Annotated in this window: 13 protein-coding genes; 6 read left to right on the forward strand and 7 right to left on the reverse strand. The window is 42.9% G+C overall.

Annotated elements, in window-relative coordinates; translation table 11 throughout:
* The first annotated feature begins 267 nt into the window (after positions 1–267).
* Both NSTC731_RS13810 and def read left to right on the forward strand, forming a co-directional pair.
* On the forward strand, positions 268–1,512 hold the full coding sequence (locus tag NSTC731_RS13810) for an HhoA/HhoB/HtrA family serine endopeptidase (protein WP_445631303.1): 1,245 nt from the start codon (positions 268–270) through the stop codon (positions 1,510–1,512).
* Between the two features lie 154 nt (positions 1,513–1,666).
* Positions 1,667–2,197 (forward strand): peptide deformylase, encoded by a 531-nt coding sequence (gene def, locus NSTC731_RS13815; protein WP_322704675.1) that lies wholly within the window; start codon positions 1,667–1,669, stop codon positions 2,195–2,197.
* Positions 2,198–2,312: 115 nt separating this feature from the next.
* Here def and NSTC731_RS13820 read toward each other — a convergent pair whose 3' ends face one another.
* The gene (locus NSTC731_RS13820; protein ID WP_445631304.1) at positions 2,313–2,912 is read right to left on the reverse strand and encodes an arsinothricin resistance N-acetyltransferase ArsN1 family B; all 600 of its coding nucleotides are present in this window, start codon (positions 2,910–2,912) and stop codon (positions 2,313–2,315) included.
* Between the two features lie 112 nt (positions 2,913–3,024).
* On the reverse strand, positions 3,025–4,716 hold the full coding sequence (locus tag NSTC731_RS13825; RefSeq protein WP_445631305.1) for an NAD-binding protein: 1,692 nt from the start codon (positions 4,714–4,716) through the stop codon (positions 3,025–3,027).
* 822 nt (positions 4,717–5,538) lie between these two features.
* Here NSTC731_RS13825 and NSTC731_RS13830 point away from each other — a divergent pair.
* Positions 5,539–6,636 carry a D-alanine--D-alanine ligase family protein gene (locus NSTC731_RS13830; RefSeq protein WP_445631306.1) on the forward strand — a complete coding sequence of 366 codons (1,098 nt, stop codon included), beginning with the start codon at positions 5,539–5,541 and terminating at the stop codon, positions 6,634–6,636.
* A 200-nt stretch (positions 6,637–6,836) separates the two neighbouring features.
* On the forward strand, positions 6,837–7,487 hold the full coding sequence (locus NSTC731_RS13835; protein WP_445631307.1) for a hypothetical protein: 651 nt from the start codon (positions 6,837–6,839) through the stop codon (positions 7,485–7,487).
* A gap of 1,049 nt (positions 7,488–8,536) precedes the next feature.
* Here the strand turns inward: NSTC731_RS13835 and NSTC731_RS13840 are convergent.
* The 3 genes from NSTC731_RS13840 to NSTC731_RS13850 all read right to left on the reverse strand — a co-directional run bounded on the left by NSTC731_RS13840 (position 8,537) and on the right by NSTC731_RS13850 (position 10,982).
* Positions 8,537–9,469, reverse strand: coding sequence for an alpha/beta fold hydrolase (locus NSTC731_RS13840; RefSeq protein WP_445631308.1), 933 nt, complete (start codon positions 9,467–9,469; stop codon positions 8,537–8,539).
* A gap of 19 nt (positions 9,470–9,488) precedes the next feature.
* Complete coding sequence (locus NSTC731_RS13845) at positions 9,489–9,995, reverse strand: DUF4112 domain-containing protein (protein WP_445631309.1); 507 nt, start codon at positions 9,993–9,995, stop codon at positions 9,489–9,491.
* 87 nt (positions 9,996–10,082) lie between these two features.
* The gene (locus NSTC731_RS13850; protein WP_445631310.1) at positions 10,083–10,982 is read right to left on the reverse strand and encodes a YihY/virulence factor BrkB family protein; all 900 of its coding nucleotides are present in this window, start codon (positions 10,980–10,982) and stop codon (positions 10,083–10,085) included.
* A gap of 144 nt (positions 10,983–11,126) precedes the next feature.
* Between NSTC731_RS13850 and NSTC731_RS13855 the strand changes: the two genes are divergently transcribed.
* Complete coding sequence (locus tag NSTC731_RS13855) at positions 11,127–11,594, forward strand: hypothetical protein (protein ID WP_445631311.1); 468 nt, start codon at positions 11,127–11,129, stop codon at positions 11,592–11,594.
* Positions 11,595–11,697: 103 nt separating this feature from the next.
* Here NSTC731_RS13855 and thrC read toward each other — a convergent pair whose 3' ends face one another.
* Positions 11,698–12,789, reverse strand: coding sequence for a threonine synthase (gene thrC / locus NSTC731_RS13860; protein WP_445631312.1), 1,092 nt, complete (start codon positions 12,787–12,789; stop codon positions 11,698–11,700).
* A 932-nt stretch (positions 12,790–13,721) separates the two neighbouring features.
* Here thrC and NSTC731_RS13865 point away from each other — a divergent pair.
* Complete coding sequence (locus tag NSTC731_RS13865) at positions 13,722–13,916, forward strand: hypothetical protein (RefSeq protein ID WP_194041136.1); 195 nt, start codon at positions 13,722–13,724, stop codon at positions 13,914–13,916.
* Positions 13,917–14,085: 169 nt separating this feature from the next.
* On the opposite strand, the gene NSTC731_RS13870 is transcribed toward NSTC731_RS13865, so the two are convergent.
* On the reverse strand, positions 14,086–16,461 hold the full coding sequence (locus tag NSTC731_RS13870) for a hypothetical protein (protein WP_445631313.1): 2,376 nt from the start codon (positions 16,459–16,461) through the stop codon (positions 14,086–14,088).
* Positions 16,462–16,537 lie beyond the last annotated feature (76 nt).

Genomic DNA, 16,537 nt, shown 5'->3' on the forward strand with positions numbered 1-16,537 from the left:
CACAATAGAAGAGAAAGCACTAATTTAGCATTGAGACACGCTAGACCTAAAATAAGCTTTTAAGTTGTAACCATTTTGGGATCTACCCAGTAGGCAAGATCCTAGCACCCACTGACCAAACCGAGTGCTGAGTGCTAAGTGGTGAGTAAAATAAAATTTCTCAGAGCTTTTGTACCCAGTATATGCATCGTCCCTAATGAGCGGTTTTAACTCAGCACTTTGCACTTTTAACTCAGCACTCTCATTGACACGGAGAAGCAACGACACATGAAGATAACAAACCATCACTCAGAACCCAAAAAGATTGAAACCAGGGGTTTACCCCAGAGGTTGTGGATGCTCTCATACGGGGTAGTAGTGGTGTTCCTGGGGAGCTGCTCTCTTTTACCTGCTAAGACTGTTGATAATCAGCAAAGCGATACTCAAGCCCAAAACACAACAGTACCGAATCCGGTAATTGTCCCCCCACAGATTTTCTCTTCGTCTGGAGATCCTAATTTTGTTGTGAAAGTAGTGCAACAGGTGGGGCCTGCGGTAGTTCGGATTGATTCTTCCCGAACAATCACTTCTCGCGTACCAGACGAATTTAACAACGATCCATTTTTCCGGCGGTTTTTTGGAGAGGGAGCGCCACAGCCTAGACAACGTGTAGAGCGCGGTAGCGGCTCTGGATTTATTATTAATTCTTCCGGTCAAATTGTTACCAACGCCCATGTGGTAGATGGTGCTGATAGAGTGACTGTTATACTAAAAGATGGCCGGACTTTTGATGGGAAAGTTTTGGGTGAAGACCCAGTAACGGATGTGGCAACGATCAAAATTAATGCCAACAATCTGCCAACTCTAGCTGTGGGTAACTCCGATGCCTTACAACCAGGAGAAGCTGTAATTGCCATTGGTAATCCCTTAGGCTTGAATAATACCGTCACATCTGGAATTATTAGTGCTACAGGGCGTTCTAGTAGCGATATCGGTGCAAGTGACAAGCGGGTTGATTACATCCAAACAGATGCTGCAATTAACCCTGGTAATTCCGGTGGCCCATTGCTCAATGCTCGTGGTCAAGTGATTGCAATGAATACAGCGATTATTCGAGGTGCTCAAGGCTTGGGATTTGCTATACCCATTAACACCGTGCAAAGGATTGCCCAAGAATTAATCGCTAAAGGCAGGGTGGATCATCCTTATTTGGGTGTGCAGATGGTGACATTGACACCAGAAAATAAAGAAAGAATCAAAAATGTTGCAGGCGATCGCTTAAATCTTACAGCAGATGAAGGCGTTTTGCTGGTTGAGATTGTGCCGCGATCGCCTGCATCTGTAGCTGGTCTACGAGTAGGTGATGTGATTAAAAGCATTAACAGCCAGCCTGTTACTAAAATTGAAGAAGTACAAAAGCTAGTAGAAAAGAGCAAAATCGGTACTAAATTACCCATAGAAGTGGAACGCAATGGGCAAATTGTCCAAGTAGCAGTTCAACCTGCTCCTTTGCCAGTCAGACGTGAAGGATGATGTTTGTCATTTGTCATTTGTCATTGGTCATTGGTCATTTGTCATTGGTCATTTGTCATTGGTTATTTGAAAAATAACTGACATACTTCACTCTCTCCATGCCCCATGCCCCATGCCCCATGCCCCATGCCCCATTACCTAAAGGAGTTTTATCATGACTGAATTAGCGCCAATAATTCAATTAGGCAATCCAACATTGCGCCAAAAAGCTGCTTGGGTTGAAAATATTCAAGATGAGCAGATTCAAAAATTAATTGAAGATTTAATCGCCACTGTTGCCAAGGCTAACGGCGTGGGAATTGCTGCGCCTCAAGTAGCACAATCCTATCGTTTATTTATTGTGGCTTCCCGTCCCAATGCCAGGTATCCCAACGCGCCGGAAATGGAACCTACTGCCATGATTAATCCCAAAATCATTGCTCATTCAACTGAAGTTGTCAAAGATTGGGAAGGTTGTTTAAGTGTTCCAGGAATTCGGGGGTTAGTTCCTCGCTATAAATCTATTGAAGTAGAATACACTGACTCTGAAGGCAATTTACAAAAACAAGAATTAACCGATTTTATCGCTCGGATTTTTCAACACGAGTACGATCATCTCGACGGTATTGTATTTGTAGATCGCCTAGAGAACACTCTTGATATGATTACTGAGCAGGAATACCAACAACGAGTAGTTAACAAATAAATGGGAGTGGGGAGTGGTGGTGAAAAAGCAAACGATTAACCTAACCCCCTAACCCCCTTCCCGACCTTTACGGAAAATTATGTATAAATGTTAAATAGCTAAGGGCAACACCAAGTTAAACGCGAAGTAGCAAGAGTCCATTTTTTAAAGTTTGATTCCACAGAGATGATTTTTGAGCTTCTGGCAAAGAAAGAGGCTGATTTACTGATAACGGTGGCTCTTGTTGCAGAGATAGTTGCCACCAGCCAACATCGTGCCACTTACTAAATTTATATCCAACTCTGTAAAAAACACCTAGAGGCAAAAAACCGACAGCTTCATGCATAGCTACACTTGCTGGGTTGGGTAAAGCGATCGCAGCAAAAACGTTATAAAATCCTTGGAGTTGCAGCAAGCCAAAAAGAGAAGTGTATAAAGCTTTAGCAACTCCTTTTCTGCGATATTCAACATTTACATACACGGATGATTCTACAGACCATTGGTAAGCAGCACGAGTCCGATAGGGAGTAGCATAGGCATAACCTAGAATCTCACCGTTAATTTCACACACTAGCCAAGGCATCTGCTGTTGATAGTTATTGATGCGTTTTTCAAATTCTGTTTTGCTGGGAGGCTCTATCTCAAAGGAAATTGAAGTTTCCCACACAACAGGCGCATAAATTGCCAGCATTTTTAAAGCATCACTTTCGTTAGCTAGTCTAATTGCAGCTTTCACAACAGATCCTTTTTGGATTTTAATAATTGGCTAGAAACTAGGTTTGAAAAGGCTTTTGGCTTAAGTTTACATCAAAGTCACGCATGAGGGTGCAATGACTCTGGGAATTGTCTTAAGCGTGTGCTTCACAAACTTGCTCGCCCCGCCACAATTGATACAACCGTGTAGCTGGCATAGTCATATATAAAACATCGCCATCACTGAGGTTTGTTTCTAATAAATCCCAGCCGTGAAGAGTTTGGTGATTTGTTTCTACGTACAAAGGTACACAGTCAGCAGACATTGCTACGTCTTTCACCCACTGACCGCAAAAGACGTGTGAAGCTGTAATTACAGTGGCAAAAGCTACCCAAAGACTATCGGCTGTGATGCCATTGCCCAGGATACGTCCCCCTAGTGCAGCGGCGGCAAAAGCTGGTGCTGCTAATTCAGCCGGACTCAGCACTGCATCGAAGCCAAATAGCTGTTGGGCTATGCCAGCAAAATCAGGATCGCCATAATGAACAATCACCGGAATACTGGGTGCCAAACCTTTGGCTTTGAGGGCAATTTCCAAATTGGTAGCATCATTGCTAGTAACAGTAATCACTGCGGCGGCAGAGTTTATATTGCTAGCTTTGAGTATTGTGCGGAAGCTGGCATCACCCTGAATCACAGGGATACCGAGTTCGCGGGCGGTGTTGATATATTTACTGTTGGAGTCGGGTTCAACAACGACAACTTCATGTCCGCTGGCGTGGAGTTGCTGAACAATTCTCACCCCAATACCACTCAAGCCACAGACAATGTAGTGCGATCGCTGGGGAATTCGGGCTGCATCCCAAAATTGCTTAAAGCGGCTTCCTAAGACAAAATCGGTGAGCATGGCATACCAAATACCAATCACCACTGCTCCAACCAGCATCATAATAACAGTAAATAACTTAATACTGTTAGGAGCATTTTCTACTACTTTGTCATTGCCACCCGCTCCCGTAATCATGCCGACAGAAAAATATAGAGCATCCACAGGAGACAAACTCAACTCAGCCGACATATAGGTAAATGTAGCGATCGCAATAACCGTCAATAGTGCAATAGCACCCACCACTACCGATCGCCCATGTTCCTGAAACTGCCTCAGATTAGTCATAACTTTCAGCAGTTTTCTAATCAACGATCTCCGGGGAGAACGGATGCGGGGTTGTGTACCAATAATTATGCGATCGCCTACTTGAATCTCTTGGCCAGCTATGACAGCTGATACTAAATCCATCTCACCTTTGACTGGTAAGTAATAAATTAGCATCCGCGATCGGTCTGACCACAATTCACTCAGCTTTCGACCTTTCCAGAAGTGGTTTTGATCGATGTATTCTTCGTGAATTGGCCAAGTTTGCTGAAATAATTTAATTTGTCCGATCGCTCGGTTTCCCAGCGCTGCAAAGGTGAATACGGGTGCTGCTAATCCGACAACACTCATACTCAAATGGTCTGGCAAACTTTGATCTAGGCGCTCACCCAAATTTGTATTATAAAAACGGTTAATAATCCGAATCTGGGGATTCAGCACCCGCGCTTGCATCATAATAGACAAATTCAGAGCATCTTTAGATCCAGCGATGACTAAAGTATGTGCCTGTTGAATTCCTGCTGCTGTCAGGGTAGAAGCTGCTTGTAAATCTCCAACAATCACATCTCCTGCGGTTTCGCCAGGGATAGATTGATGATGAATGCCAACAACGAAGGCTCCCTGATGTCTTAGCAGACGAAAGGTTTTATATCCGGTACGTCCTAAGCCACAAACAATAATTCTGGGTTTCATGAAACGGCAGCATCTTTTACAGGTAGGGCTGCATTTCTAGTTAGTTATCAATATTGATTGTTGCCCATTTTTCTGGAATATTACTGTAGCTGACAACACGATTGTTTTAATTGGAGGCAGGGGGCAGGGGGCAGGGGGCAGGGGGCAGGGGGCAGAGGGCAGGGGGCAGAGGGCAGGGGGCAGGGGGCAGGGGGCAGGGGGCACTTTCTGGGGCAGGTTTTTTTGATTAGACAAATTTTTGGGATTTTAAAACCAAAACCATTGTCTGAGAACTTAAAACTACGTTCAATAATTGAGAACATTCTCAACTATTTATCGAAAGCCTAAAAGCCTGCCCTTGAAAGGGCAGGGGGCAGAGGGCAGGTTTTTTTGATTAGACAAATTTTTGGGATTTTAAAACCAAAACCATTGTCTGAGAACTTAAAACTACGTTCAATAATTGAGAACATTCTCAACTATTTATCGAAAGCCTAAAAGCCTGCCCTTGAAAGGGCAGGGGGCAGGGGGCAGGAGGCAGGAGGCAGGGGCTTTCTGGGGCAGGTTTTTTTGATTAGACAAATTTTTGGGATTTTAAAACCAAAACCATTGTCTGAGAACTTAAAACTACGTTCAATAATTGAGAACATTCTCAACTATTTATCGAAAGCCTAAAAGCCTGTCCTTGAAAGGCAGGGGGCAGGGGGCTGAGAAGCAGAGGGGAAAAACTTACTGCAACTTCTCCCCTGCTCCCCCTGCCTTCCTCGATAAAATAATCTAGAAAAATATGGCAATTTTTGTAGGTTGTGATACGCTATCTGCTTGAGAAGTGTGGAGGAGCCGAAAATGACTAAGCTGCGGGTGGGGTTACTGTTTGGCGGTCGTTCGGGAGAACATGAAGTTTCGATCAAATCAGCACGGGCGATCGCTAACGCCTTGAGTGCTGGGGAAAATGCTAGTAAGTACGAAATATTGCCTTTTTACATCCAAAAAGATGGCCGCTGGCTAGCAGGAGAACCACCCGAAAAGGTTTTAGCAACCGGCAGTCCGTTACTGGAATCGGCATCAACTTCTGAGGGAAATCTGACATCCAACCCTCAAGCCCAAACTCTGAGCAATTGGCAATCTCCCTCTCAAGTTGCCCAAGTAGATGTTTGGTTTCCCATTCTCCACGGCCCCAACGGTGAAGATGGAACGATTCAAGGGTTACTCACCTTGATGCAAGTCCCTTTTGTCGGTTCTGGGGTGTTAGGTTCGGCAATGGGAATGGATAAAATTGCCATGAAAATGGCTTTTGAGCAAGCAGGATTAGCACAGGTAAAATACAAGGCGGTAACTAGATCGCAGGTTTGGTCTAATCCGTGCGTATTTCCGAAACTGTGTGATGAAATTGAGGCAACATTAGGTTATCCTGCTTTTGTCAAGCCTGCTAATTTGGGTTCATCAGTGGGTATTGCCAAAGTGCGATCGCGCCCAGAATTAGAAGCCGCTTTAGATAGTGCTGCCAGTTACGATCGCCGACTAGTTGTAGAAGCTGGGGTAGTCGCTAGAGAAGTTGAGTGTGCCGTTTTAGGTAACGAGCAACCCCAAGCCTCTGTCATTGGAGAGATTACTTATGACAGCGATTTTTATGATTATGAAACTAAATATACTGAGGGTCGAGCAGATTTACTGATCCCAGCCCAGCTTCCAGAGGCGATCGCTCGTCAAATTCAGGACATGGCTTTGCAAGCTTTTGCTGCTGTTGACGCTGCTGGGTTAGCAAGGGTAGATTTTTTCTATGTGGAAGCAACACAAGAAGTATTTATTAACGAAATCAATACCTTACCAGGCTTTACTGCAACGAGTATGTATCCTCAACTCTGGGCACAGAGTGGAGTCTCCTTTCCAGAATTAGTCGATCGGTTAATTCAACTTGCTCTTGAAAGGCATTCTCCTAGCTGACAGAACAAAGAAGCAAACTGATTTCCGATTATTACGGTAAAAAGCCACAATAAATACAGAACTTTGGCAAAATTTAGCCAGATTTGGTAGCTTATGTCTTACAAAAAAGCTACTTAAATCTAAATTTTGTTACGGATACCTGATGCTTGACTCCTCCAGTACAATTTATTCACTAGAGGGGTACAAATCTGAAAGTAATCATGGAAAAAAGTCAGAGTGTACAGCGCGAGCGAACCCAATTAAAAAGGGCTACTCCAGAGCTGACAAACAGGAAATCGAGACTAAAAAACAGCTCGAATGTTCTGATATATCTGGTTGCACATCATCCTTGGCTATTGTTAACCGGGTGTTTAGCCATGTTTATGGGAGGTGGTGCCTTTGCTTTATATAGCTTAGGTAATGCTGGCCCCGTGCCACAAGAAGAACCAGAAAAAATCCCAGTTATAGTTGAAGAACCAATCAGTCCGCCTTCTGAGAATAGCAATCCTACACCTTTATGGATGGTTGCTGCGATCGTTCTCAGCTGTGGCGGTGGTTCTTTGCTGATTTTCCGAGTGCTTAACCGCACCAAGCAACCGCAAAAAGTTCAAAAACAGGTTAATCGCCATCAGGTACGCTTGGCACAGAAGCATTACCAAAAATTGGAACCAAATCTTCCCAAGAGTCAGCCAATTTTTGTGCCACAGCCACAACTAATGCCCCTGATGCAGATGCAACCGAAAACAAAGCATCTGGTAACTGTTCTCCCAGCAGAACACAAGCACCACCTGGATACGCGCACAGAACCCTTAGCAGAATTGATGGATCTTCGTAAAAATAGTTCATTGTCTGCTATTTTACGCCAGTATTAATACTACGGTAAAGTAAAACCCCGTTAAATTAACACTTTTTGCCAATTAGCTTGGCTTAGATTCCCGACTTTCTTTAAGAAGTCGGGAATCTTGTTATAGCGTTTTCCATTCAGATGTGGTACGAGGTCATATCGCAAGGTGTAGGCAATACTTTTCGGTTAAGGGGGAAAGGGGAAAGGGAAAGGGTTTGAATTTACCTTTTCCCCTTTCCCCTTTAACCTTTTCCCAGACCAAAAGAGAGATTATTAGGCTTATCCGAAAAGTATTGAAGGTGTAGGGGCACGGTATGCCAAAAATCTCGTTTCTAGCCTCTGGCTAGAAATGCTGCTCTTGGTGGCTCTGCCGCGAGTTCGGGAGGTAGATCCTCTCATTAAGCATTCCCAATCTGAAACTAGGAACGAGATAATGTACGAATAATTAATTTGCTATATAGCGGTTTAACTGCTTTTAAAAAGTTAGATATGAGCAATTAGGATATTTAAAAACTTGCCAAAATGGCAACCAGCTTTTGACGATTCAAGTTAAATTGTATGAAGATAAACGACTTCAAGGGTTTGATTATCAGGGGCTACCACCTAAGAGGATTCCTTTTGTAAAACACTATTTACTAAGTGATTTACAAAAACAAAAAGCTATCTATAACAATTATTTGCAGAGGATTTATCTCAGTAAATAAGTTCAATAATTAGGTTTGGCATTTGCTGCAACAGGAATATTAAATGCGTGCAGGCGTTGTTGAACTACGCATTAGCCCCCAATAGGGGTAACGTCTGTATACATTCCTGTTCACTTCAGCAGCAAATGATAGAGTGGGAGTTTGAAAGCTGACTGATATGCTTCCTCCCACTCTCTTTTTATCAAAACAAAATTCAGGAGTCAGGATTCAGGAGTCAGAATGAATTTTGTGCAACTGGTATATAGCGCAACAGTAGCACTCCTGCACAAAAGCAAGCTACGCGCATCGTCTATCTGCAACACGCTGCGCGAAGTAGAGAGCGTCTGAATCACCGGATTAATATTACTGAATTCTGGCGTATCTGTTTTCTTCTTTAAAAATTAGTATCTTGTAAAAACTTAAGAATCGTTTTATTCAACACCGCAGAAGCCCCTGTTGAGGCATCATGACAACAGTTAGATAAAATCTGTAATTTGGAATTGGGGATATGTTGATGTAATTTTTGACCATGACTAGCAGGAAACCAACTATCTTGCTCACCCCACAAAACTAGTGTGGGACACTTAATTGCACTCAGGTTATTTTGAATTTTGGTGAGCATATTGGGCTTATTTGCTTGCCAATTCTCAATTTCTCGCGCGGCTATTTGTAACTCTTCGGCAACTTTTGCGATCGTACCAGGCAATTCAGTAAACGGGTAAGTTATCCAATAGATATCTTCCTGCGTTAAAATTGAGGGATCGAATAATACCCTACGTCTTTCTATTGCCATAACTTCTTTAAATAGAGGTGCAAACAAATATGCCAGACGTAAGGAGTCAATTGTTTGCATTATTTCTAAGGGCGTTTGGGCAAGCAACCACATAGACCAATGAGGTAGCTGTTCGGCAAAAACAGGTACATTTACTACTATAAGCCGTCCGATTAACTGCGGGTTTTCTTGAGCAAGAGCAAGGGCAACTAATCCCCCTAAAGATTCTGCCACAATGACTGCGGGTTCATCACATAATGCCTGAATAATTCTTTGAAATTCAATAACTTGATGACCGTTGTGTTCTTTACGAGACAATGGTTTTTCGGAAAAACCAAAACCTTTGGCATCAAAACAAATTACTCGGTAATATTTAGATAATGCTGCTACGCTGTGCCGCCAATTGTAGCTCCAACTCCCCATACCATGTAATAAAATGAGCGGTTTACCTCTACCTCTTTCGCCATAAGCAATTTGTACAGGATACCCTTTAGCGTCACTAATAACTAAACTTTGCCGCCCTTTGGGAAAAGTAGCTTGCCACCAATCTTTCATTCTTTTATCAATAAACAATTTAACCGCCTGTAAAGGCGTTCCACAGGATTCTAATTAGGATCACAGGCAATGCTACTAAGACAATGGAGATGAGCAATAATCCAGCCAAAACGGCAAAGATAAACCATCTGTTTGCACTCTTTTGCTCGCTAGGAAACTTTAAGTATTCTTCCAAGAGCTTGATATTATTAGTGTTAGCTCTCCAGGCAACATCAAAAAAGTCTCCTAAAACTGGGACAGCGCCTACCAAGCCATCAATGATTACGTTCAAAACCATTTTACCTAGAGTGGCTCTAGATACGCCTAGCCGTGCTGCTTCTAGAATAATGTAGCTAGAAAACATTATTCCCAAAAAATCACCACCAATCGGTATGAGTCCTAAAATTGGATCTAAACCAAAACCAATCTTTGTGCCAGGAATGGTAATAATATTATCCAGCAGCCGACTTAGCTGACGCAGGCGCTTCAAGGTGGGTGCTTTGGCATCAGGTTCAATCATCGGAAATCGAGCAGGAGAATCAGGCATGGAGGCGATCGCTAACTTTGTATTGAATCGTTAGATATTTTACTCCCCTACTGAGCTTTTGCAATCATTTTCTCAAGGATTTACGAATTAATATTTGACTTGCGATTGCGGCTGGGCTTTTAAGCGCATATCTTCGCCGACAGTTACGTTCAACTGATCGCCGATTAACAGAACAGCAGCGCTCATTGACAGCCAGAGCATTAAAACTATCACTGCTCCTACAGCACCATATACTTTATTATAATTGCCAAAATTCGCCACATACAGCCGAAATAGGGCAGACAACATTGCCCAAAAAACAGCTGCTAAAATTGCTCCAGGCATCATTGGCGTGCCTGAGTTCCACTTGCTTGGGCCATAGCGATAGACAAAGCCAAAAGCGACAGCGACAATACTTAAAGCTAAAGGCCAGCGTAACAGTAGCCAAAGATGCAACAAAAAGATTAAAGAACTATTTTCCCGCACTACTATTCCCAAAAGCCAGTCGCTAGTAAACACTGAGAAAGAAGCCAATACTAAAAGCAACATAGTACCAACTGTTAATCCCAGAGAGACAAGCTTGGCTTTCCAAAAAGGACGGATGTTTTCTGGAGGAATTTGATGGATTTGATCGAGGGCTGTCATTGCAGTACTCACCGCCCCAGAAGCAGTCCAAATTGCTAATACAAAGCTTAGAGAAAATAAACCACTGTTTTTGGAGTTAGTAATTTCTGTGGTAGCAAAATCACGAATCAGATCCAGAGCTTGTTCGGGTAAGACTTGACTTACTTGTGCCGCCAGCTGTTTAAAGGTGTTTTGTAAAGATTCTGCCAATAAGCCAATGGCTGTAATGATAGCAAGAATTGCTGGAAACAGCGATAGCATGGCATTAAAGGCGATTTCCGAGGCGAGTCCAAAAAGTCGCCTTTCGATTGTTCTGGAAAAAGTTTTTTTAATCGTGCGCCAATTGAGGTGGCGAAAGAAGCGAAAAAAACGAAGCTTTGGCATAATTTAGAGTTAAAACTGGTTGGGTTTATTAACTACTGTGCTAAATTTTGCGTAGCGATCGCATCTATACTTTCTACCGCAAGAATACTGAGTCAAGAGTTTCTAATTAATGACCATTGAGCAATGACTAATGACTATTAATGTATGAATCAAGATTTAACACAACAGTGGTTGACAGAAATCCAGGTAATCAAAGAGCAGATGGCACAGCTTCAACACGAGCGCGATACAGCTTGGGAAAGTGCCCAAAAATGGCGTCAGCTTTACAACACAGAAGCAGAACAACGCCGTACAGATACTCAACTTTCCCAACAGACGATCGCTTCTCTCAAAGCAGAACTGCATAAACTCCAAGGTCTTGAAATAGACACACTAGCTGCTGGGACACCAGCAACTATCCAACAAGAAATAGAACAGCTAAAATCTGTGGAAGACTTGCAAGCTAAACTGATCGCCGCAATTAAAGAACGCGATCGCCTCTTGCAAGCTTTGAAAACTGAGCAGGACAATCATGCCCAAACCCGCAATAGCCTTACTACTGCATTGGGTGATGCTATTGATAGCCTGACGCGCGAACGAGCAGGAGCAGGGAGCAGGGGAGCAGGGAGATGAGGGAGTGAGGGAGATGAAGGAGACAAGGGGACAAGGGAGACAAGGAGATAAATAAAACTCCTAACTCCTAACTCCTAACTCAGCACTCTTAACACCCAATGCCCTAAAATCCCATTGCCTCAGCTACTGCGCCCAGTTCTGCTGCGATACCTTGTTTAAATTGACTGTGATTGTGTTTAATAGCTGTATCTGGGTCTTTTAAACCATTGCCTGTGAGGACACAAACCACTGTCGCTCCTGTAGGAATTTGGTCTTTCACCTGCAACAACCCAGCGACAGAAGCGGCGCTAGCAGGTTCGCAGAAGATACCTTCTGATGCTGCCAAAAGTCGATAGGCGTCGAGAATTTCGGCATCGGTAACGGCGTGGAAATTTCCCTGACTGGCGGTTTGGGCTGCGATCGCTAACTCCCAACTTGCAGGGTTGCCAATCCGAATTGCTGTCGCTAGGGTTTCGGGATGCGCCACTGGCTGACCGTGGACTAAAGGGGCTGCACCTGCGGCTTGGAATCCCATCATCTTGGGTAAGCGATCGCACTTTCTGGCTTGATGATATTGACAAAATCCCATCCAATATGCTGTGATATTTCCCGCATTGCCCACGGGAATACACAACCAGTCTGGTGCATCACCCAATGCATCGACAATTTCAAAGGCTGCTGTTTTCTGTCCTTCTAGTCTGTAGGGATTAACTGAATTCACCAAAGTGATCGGATAGCTTTCGGCCATGTCGCGGACAATTTCTAAAGCTTGGTCAAAATTACCTTTAATTGCCAATACTTCTGCACCGTACAACAATGCTTGAGCTAATTTGCCCAGTGCTACATAACCGTCGGGAATCAGTACAAAAGCATTCATACCTCCGCGTCTGGCATAAGCGGCGGCGGCGGCTGAGGTGTTGCCCGTGCTGGCACAAATGACTGCTTTTGCCCCTGCTTCCTTGGCCTTGGAAATTGCCATAGTCATCCCTCGGTCTTTGAAGCTGCCGGTGGGATTAAGACCGTCATATTTTACAAAAACCCGTACTTGTCTGCCAATGCGTTCTGCGATCGCTGGCGCTGGTATTAGAGGCGTGTTACCCTCCAACAGAGTCACAATCGGTGTTTTTTCGCTGACAGGCAAGTATTCGCGATAGGCTTCTATCAGTCCAGGCCAGGGTTGGCGATGAGATGTAGCAACAGACAGGCTCAAAGTCACGGGATTTAAAATTTCTTAATGTAAGGATTGGATATTTAGAAAGTGTGGGATCGGGAAGCGCAAAATGGGAAACAGGAAGAAAGTAGATTTTTCGTTACCAGCTGGCTGTTCAGAGTTTCCTAATCCCAAAGAATCTTGTTAAGAATATTATTTTTTGTGGTGCAAGCGTTTCACTGACTATTTTATTTAGAACGTTAATTTATCATAAACTGCCACGGCGACTTCGGTTCAACAAATTACCTCAGAGGAGACTGACAAGGTAAAAAATCATCTGTAAATCTATAGGACTCTTATTTGATTTTTGAACAAGACTGAGTACGTGTTTATCCTATTTTTTATTTTGTGTTCCCTGTCTATAGAAATAAATTCTCCGAATTAAACCTGATTTCTATATCAGACTTACGTCATAACTCTCTAAAACTCTTCTTTATCCGTGGTTTTAGTCGCATTTGGTGAATCATTTTATTCAATCATATCTATGTATTTTCCTACTCTATGTGTTTTAGTGAAGATAGGAAAATACTTAAGAGGCTGTCTCTTTTTGATGTTAGCCTTCCACCTCCCTTTCTACGAGAGACTGCACCAAGTGCCAGTGCTTCGCCCTACATTTTTTCATGATTTAGGATAATTCTTGATATAGTCTACATATAATTTCTTGCGTAAATTCCTCAAAAACAGCGATAATCATTTGTACAACCATAATAGACAGAGTATAAATTAACTATTCTTAAGTACCTTCCCGTGGAAGGATGCTTTACACACTTGAGTCAGTGTTTTTTTGGAACACAGCCATTATAATCACCGTCTTTTATGATTGAACCCAAAATCCATTAGAGTAATTGATTGAAAATATACAATTATTTAATAAAGCTTAAAAGAGCATTATTATAATATTTCTAATGGTGTGAGTTAAATAGTGGATTTAATTAACGATGCCTACTTATTTATCTAGTGTTTCCGATCGCGAGTCCCAGACTGCCTGGGTCAGTAAGTTAACCAAGTCTTATTATCAAGACGATCAGCAAGCTAAATTGATGCATTTACAAGCAGAGGTAGACTCTTTGTTGCAGCAGTTGGAAAACCTGAAGCACCAACGTCTAGCCGAAACCAACCAAAAAGAAGAATAAGTCAGTCTTCTAGATAGCGATGTCTACGACGGGTGGTTCCTGAGCGCAGCCGTACCACTTCGTGGAAGCAAGCTACGCGCAGCGTCTCCGACAGGAGAAGGGCTACGCCTACGCTTTTCCCCTCTTTAATTTAAATTTGAGTAATGGGGAAATTTGAGTCAGGGGTGCGTTATTCAAAGCGCTGATTTTTATCTGACCAGCGCCTCAAACTGTAGTTATGAGCATTTTCTACCAGTAAAGCTAAGGATTGCACCCCTGAAATCTTGGCGATCGCAGAGAGTCTTTGTAAGTAATTTCCTGTAAAATCAGTGTAAATAACTTTATTTGCATCAGACAAAATTATAGTGCGATCGCGGCGCTGCTCTGTGTTTTCTCCCTGAATTTCAGATGTCCCCTGACTTAAGGATGCTATTGCTTCTGGTGAGATAGTCAAGATTATTTCTGGTTGAGCGTTATTTGTTAAATCAATCACTTGAACGGGCCAATCACCCAATTTTTCCTGCATCTGTTCAAAGCTAGGAATAGCACTAACCGGAAATTCACCGGATTTTTGTAAAGATTGCCACAGACTCGATAGCATTACCTTCACCCCTTGGGGATTTTGTTGATGCAGTTCTCGTAAAGTAATAGGAGATGGTTGCACCCATTCCAATGCGGCATTTGTCAAAGCTAAAGGTTTGGGTTGGAGAACATCATTTTGATTATCTGGAATTTTTGGCCCAGCAGCTAATAGGCGCAAAACTTTACCCCGTAGTTGCACCGCTTTGATAGCGGCTATAGTAATTTTTTGCTCTCCATTTGGCAACCAAACTACAATCTGGATTTCCGGGTCAGAACTGATTCCCAAAGTTTTCCAGAAAAATTTGGCGGCGTCAGTTTTTGGTGGGTTGAAATTCTCAAAAGGAAAATTTAGCCAGCGTTTCCCGTCATTAAATGCACTTACCTCCACCTGATACCAAACTTGGTTATCCGTAAGTTTCAAATCTGCTGGGGAATTTGGTTGCAGCCATTCGGTGTTGGTAACTTGAGCAATTGGTTGCACCGTACCAACAATCTGACTAGGGTGAGTCGAGGATATTTGCGATGTTCCCTTACCATTGAGTCTTGATAATAGACCTTGAATATAGGCAAGATTCTCTTTTGTAATTTTTGGTTGCGCTTTTAACCAAGAATTAGCGTGTTCTTCTCCTCGCTGAACTGCTAAAATTAACGCGAACCAAGCTTGCACCTCTCGTCTATTTGGGTTCACCTGCAACGCCGCCACTGTGCGATTCCATAACCGTTTTTCATCAGCTTTGAGTAGAGTAGCAATTTCTTGGGCATTATGTGGCGAGGTTTCAAACACCTGTAACGCTTTCTCCCAACGACCATCAATCAAATCTGCTAGCACTTCTTGACTAGGACTTGCCCAAATTTTCTGGGCTTGGGTTTTAGTAAATTGAGAATGCAAGCGAATCAAATCCATTTGTGCTTGCGCCGCTTCTGGTAAAACTCCTTTGCGCTGTTTCTTGATGAATTTCAACCATTCAAAGGCTGGTGTCCACAATCCGCTACGAGCAATTGACAAGGCACTTTGGTATCCAAAATCCTTGAAGGTCGATGATTGGAGGCTAATCGCCTCCAATTGAATTGGTTTGAGGAATAACTTCAAAGGCTTGACTTGGTAAACCTGTAAGTGCGGTTCTAAACCTACTGTTTGATCGATAACTAACTCTTTTGTACCATCACCAGTTACCTGCTGCCATTTCGGCAATTGTCCATTAGGACTAGTCCAAGACAACATTTGTAGTAAATTGGTGCGTTCTGGATTGTAGTATACGACATAACCGTAGCGGATCGTATCAGTTGCTTGTTGGCGTTTACCCCGCAAATCAAACCAAACCCCTGATGATGGTGTCTTACCTTCAAAGCGTTGCACTTCAGTTAAAGGTAGGGGAATACTGATATCCTGGGGTTCTGAAGTTCCATCAAGCAAAGAAGAAATCACAAAGGATTCATCTGGACCAGTTATAGATAATTGAGTCGCTAGATAATAGTAACTTTCTGACTGAGATTTAAACTCTAACTCTTCTGAGCGCTCGTAAACCCTGAGTTCCACAAGTTCTTCACAATCAGATTGACAATTAGCACGTTGTTGAAAAACTGGTAGTAAAAATGAAGTTTTCACATCCTGATTTAAAGGCAGGGTTTTCCCAAATATTTGGTTTTTTTTACTCAAATCGAGTTTAATTTGTTTGAGAGTTTGGGGACGTTCGTGCTTACCAAGGGGGATTTGTGCCCATGCAGGTAAAATTTTATTTAGCCAGCTTACCTCGTCTGGATTGAAAATGAAGAGAACACTAATCCAGGCAAAAGCCATAATTAGACTAGCACTACTTAAGATAATTGCGTAGCCTGCCGCCGTAGGCATCGCTAATATTGATGACAACCAACTTCCTCGTTTTAGCTTTTTCTGGGGTTTTTTAGCGACGCGTTTCATCGCACCAGCATGAGGTTGATTTGGTTTAGAGGCTTTTGGCTTCAGCTTGCGTGAACGATTTGCCATAGATTCGGGATTAGAGAATTGAGGATTAGGGATTGAGAAACTTTTTCCTAGTCCCCAGTCCCGAATACCCAATACC

The organism is Nostoc sp. DSM 114167, from assembly GCF_052692655.1.

What these genes read in the sequence shown, in the direction of transcription:
- NSTC731_RS13810 (WP_445631303.1), top strand. Translation starts at nt 268, where the DNA reads ATGAAGATAACAAACCATCACTCAGAACCCAAAAAGATTGAAACCAGG.
- def (WP_322704675.1), top strand. Translation starts at nt 1,667, where the DNA reads ATGACTGAATTAGCGCCAATAATTCAATTAGGCAATCCAACATTGCGC.
- NSTC731_RS13825 (WP_445631305.1), bottom strand. Translation starts at nt 4,716, where the DNA reads ATGAAACCCAGAATTATTGTTTGTGGCTTAGGACGTACCGGATATAAA.
- NSTC731_RS13830 (WP_445631306.1), top strand. Translation starts at nt 5,539, where the DNA reads ATGACTAAGCTGCGGGTGGGGTTACTGTTTGGCGGTCGTTCGGGAGAA.
- NSTC731_RS13835 (WP_445631307.1), top strand. Translation starts at nt 6,837, where the DNA reads ATGGAAAAAAGTCAGAGTGTACAGCGCGAGCGAACCCAATTAAAAAGG.
- NSTC731_RS13840 (WP_445631308.1), bottom strand. Translation starts at nt 9,469, where the DNA reads ATGAAAGATTGGTGGCAAGCTACTTTTCCCAAAGGGCGGCAAAGTTTA.
- NSTC731_RS13845 (WP_445631309.1), bottom strand. Translation starts at nt 9,995, where the DNA reads ATGCCTGATTCTCCTGCTCGATTTCCGATGATTGAACCTGATGCCAAA.
- NSTC731_RS13850 (WP_445631310.1), bottom strand. Translation starts at nt 10,982, where the DNA reads ATGCCAAAGCTTCGTTTTTTTCGCTTCTTTCGCCACCTCAATTGGCGC.
- NSTC731_RS13855 (WP_445631311.1), top strand. Translation starts at nt 11,127, where the DNA reads ATGAATCAAGATTTAACACAACAGTGGTTGACAGAAATCCAGGTAATC.
- NSTC731_RS13865 (WP_194041136.1), top strand. Translation starts at nt 13,722, where the DNA reads ATGCCTACTTATTTATCTAGTGTTTCCGATCGCGAGTCCCAGACTGCC.
- NSTC731_RS13870 (WP_445631313.1), bottom strand. Translation starts at nt 16,461, where the DNA reads ATGGCAAATCGTTCACGCAAGCTGAAGCCAAAAGCCTCTAAACCAAAT.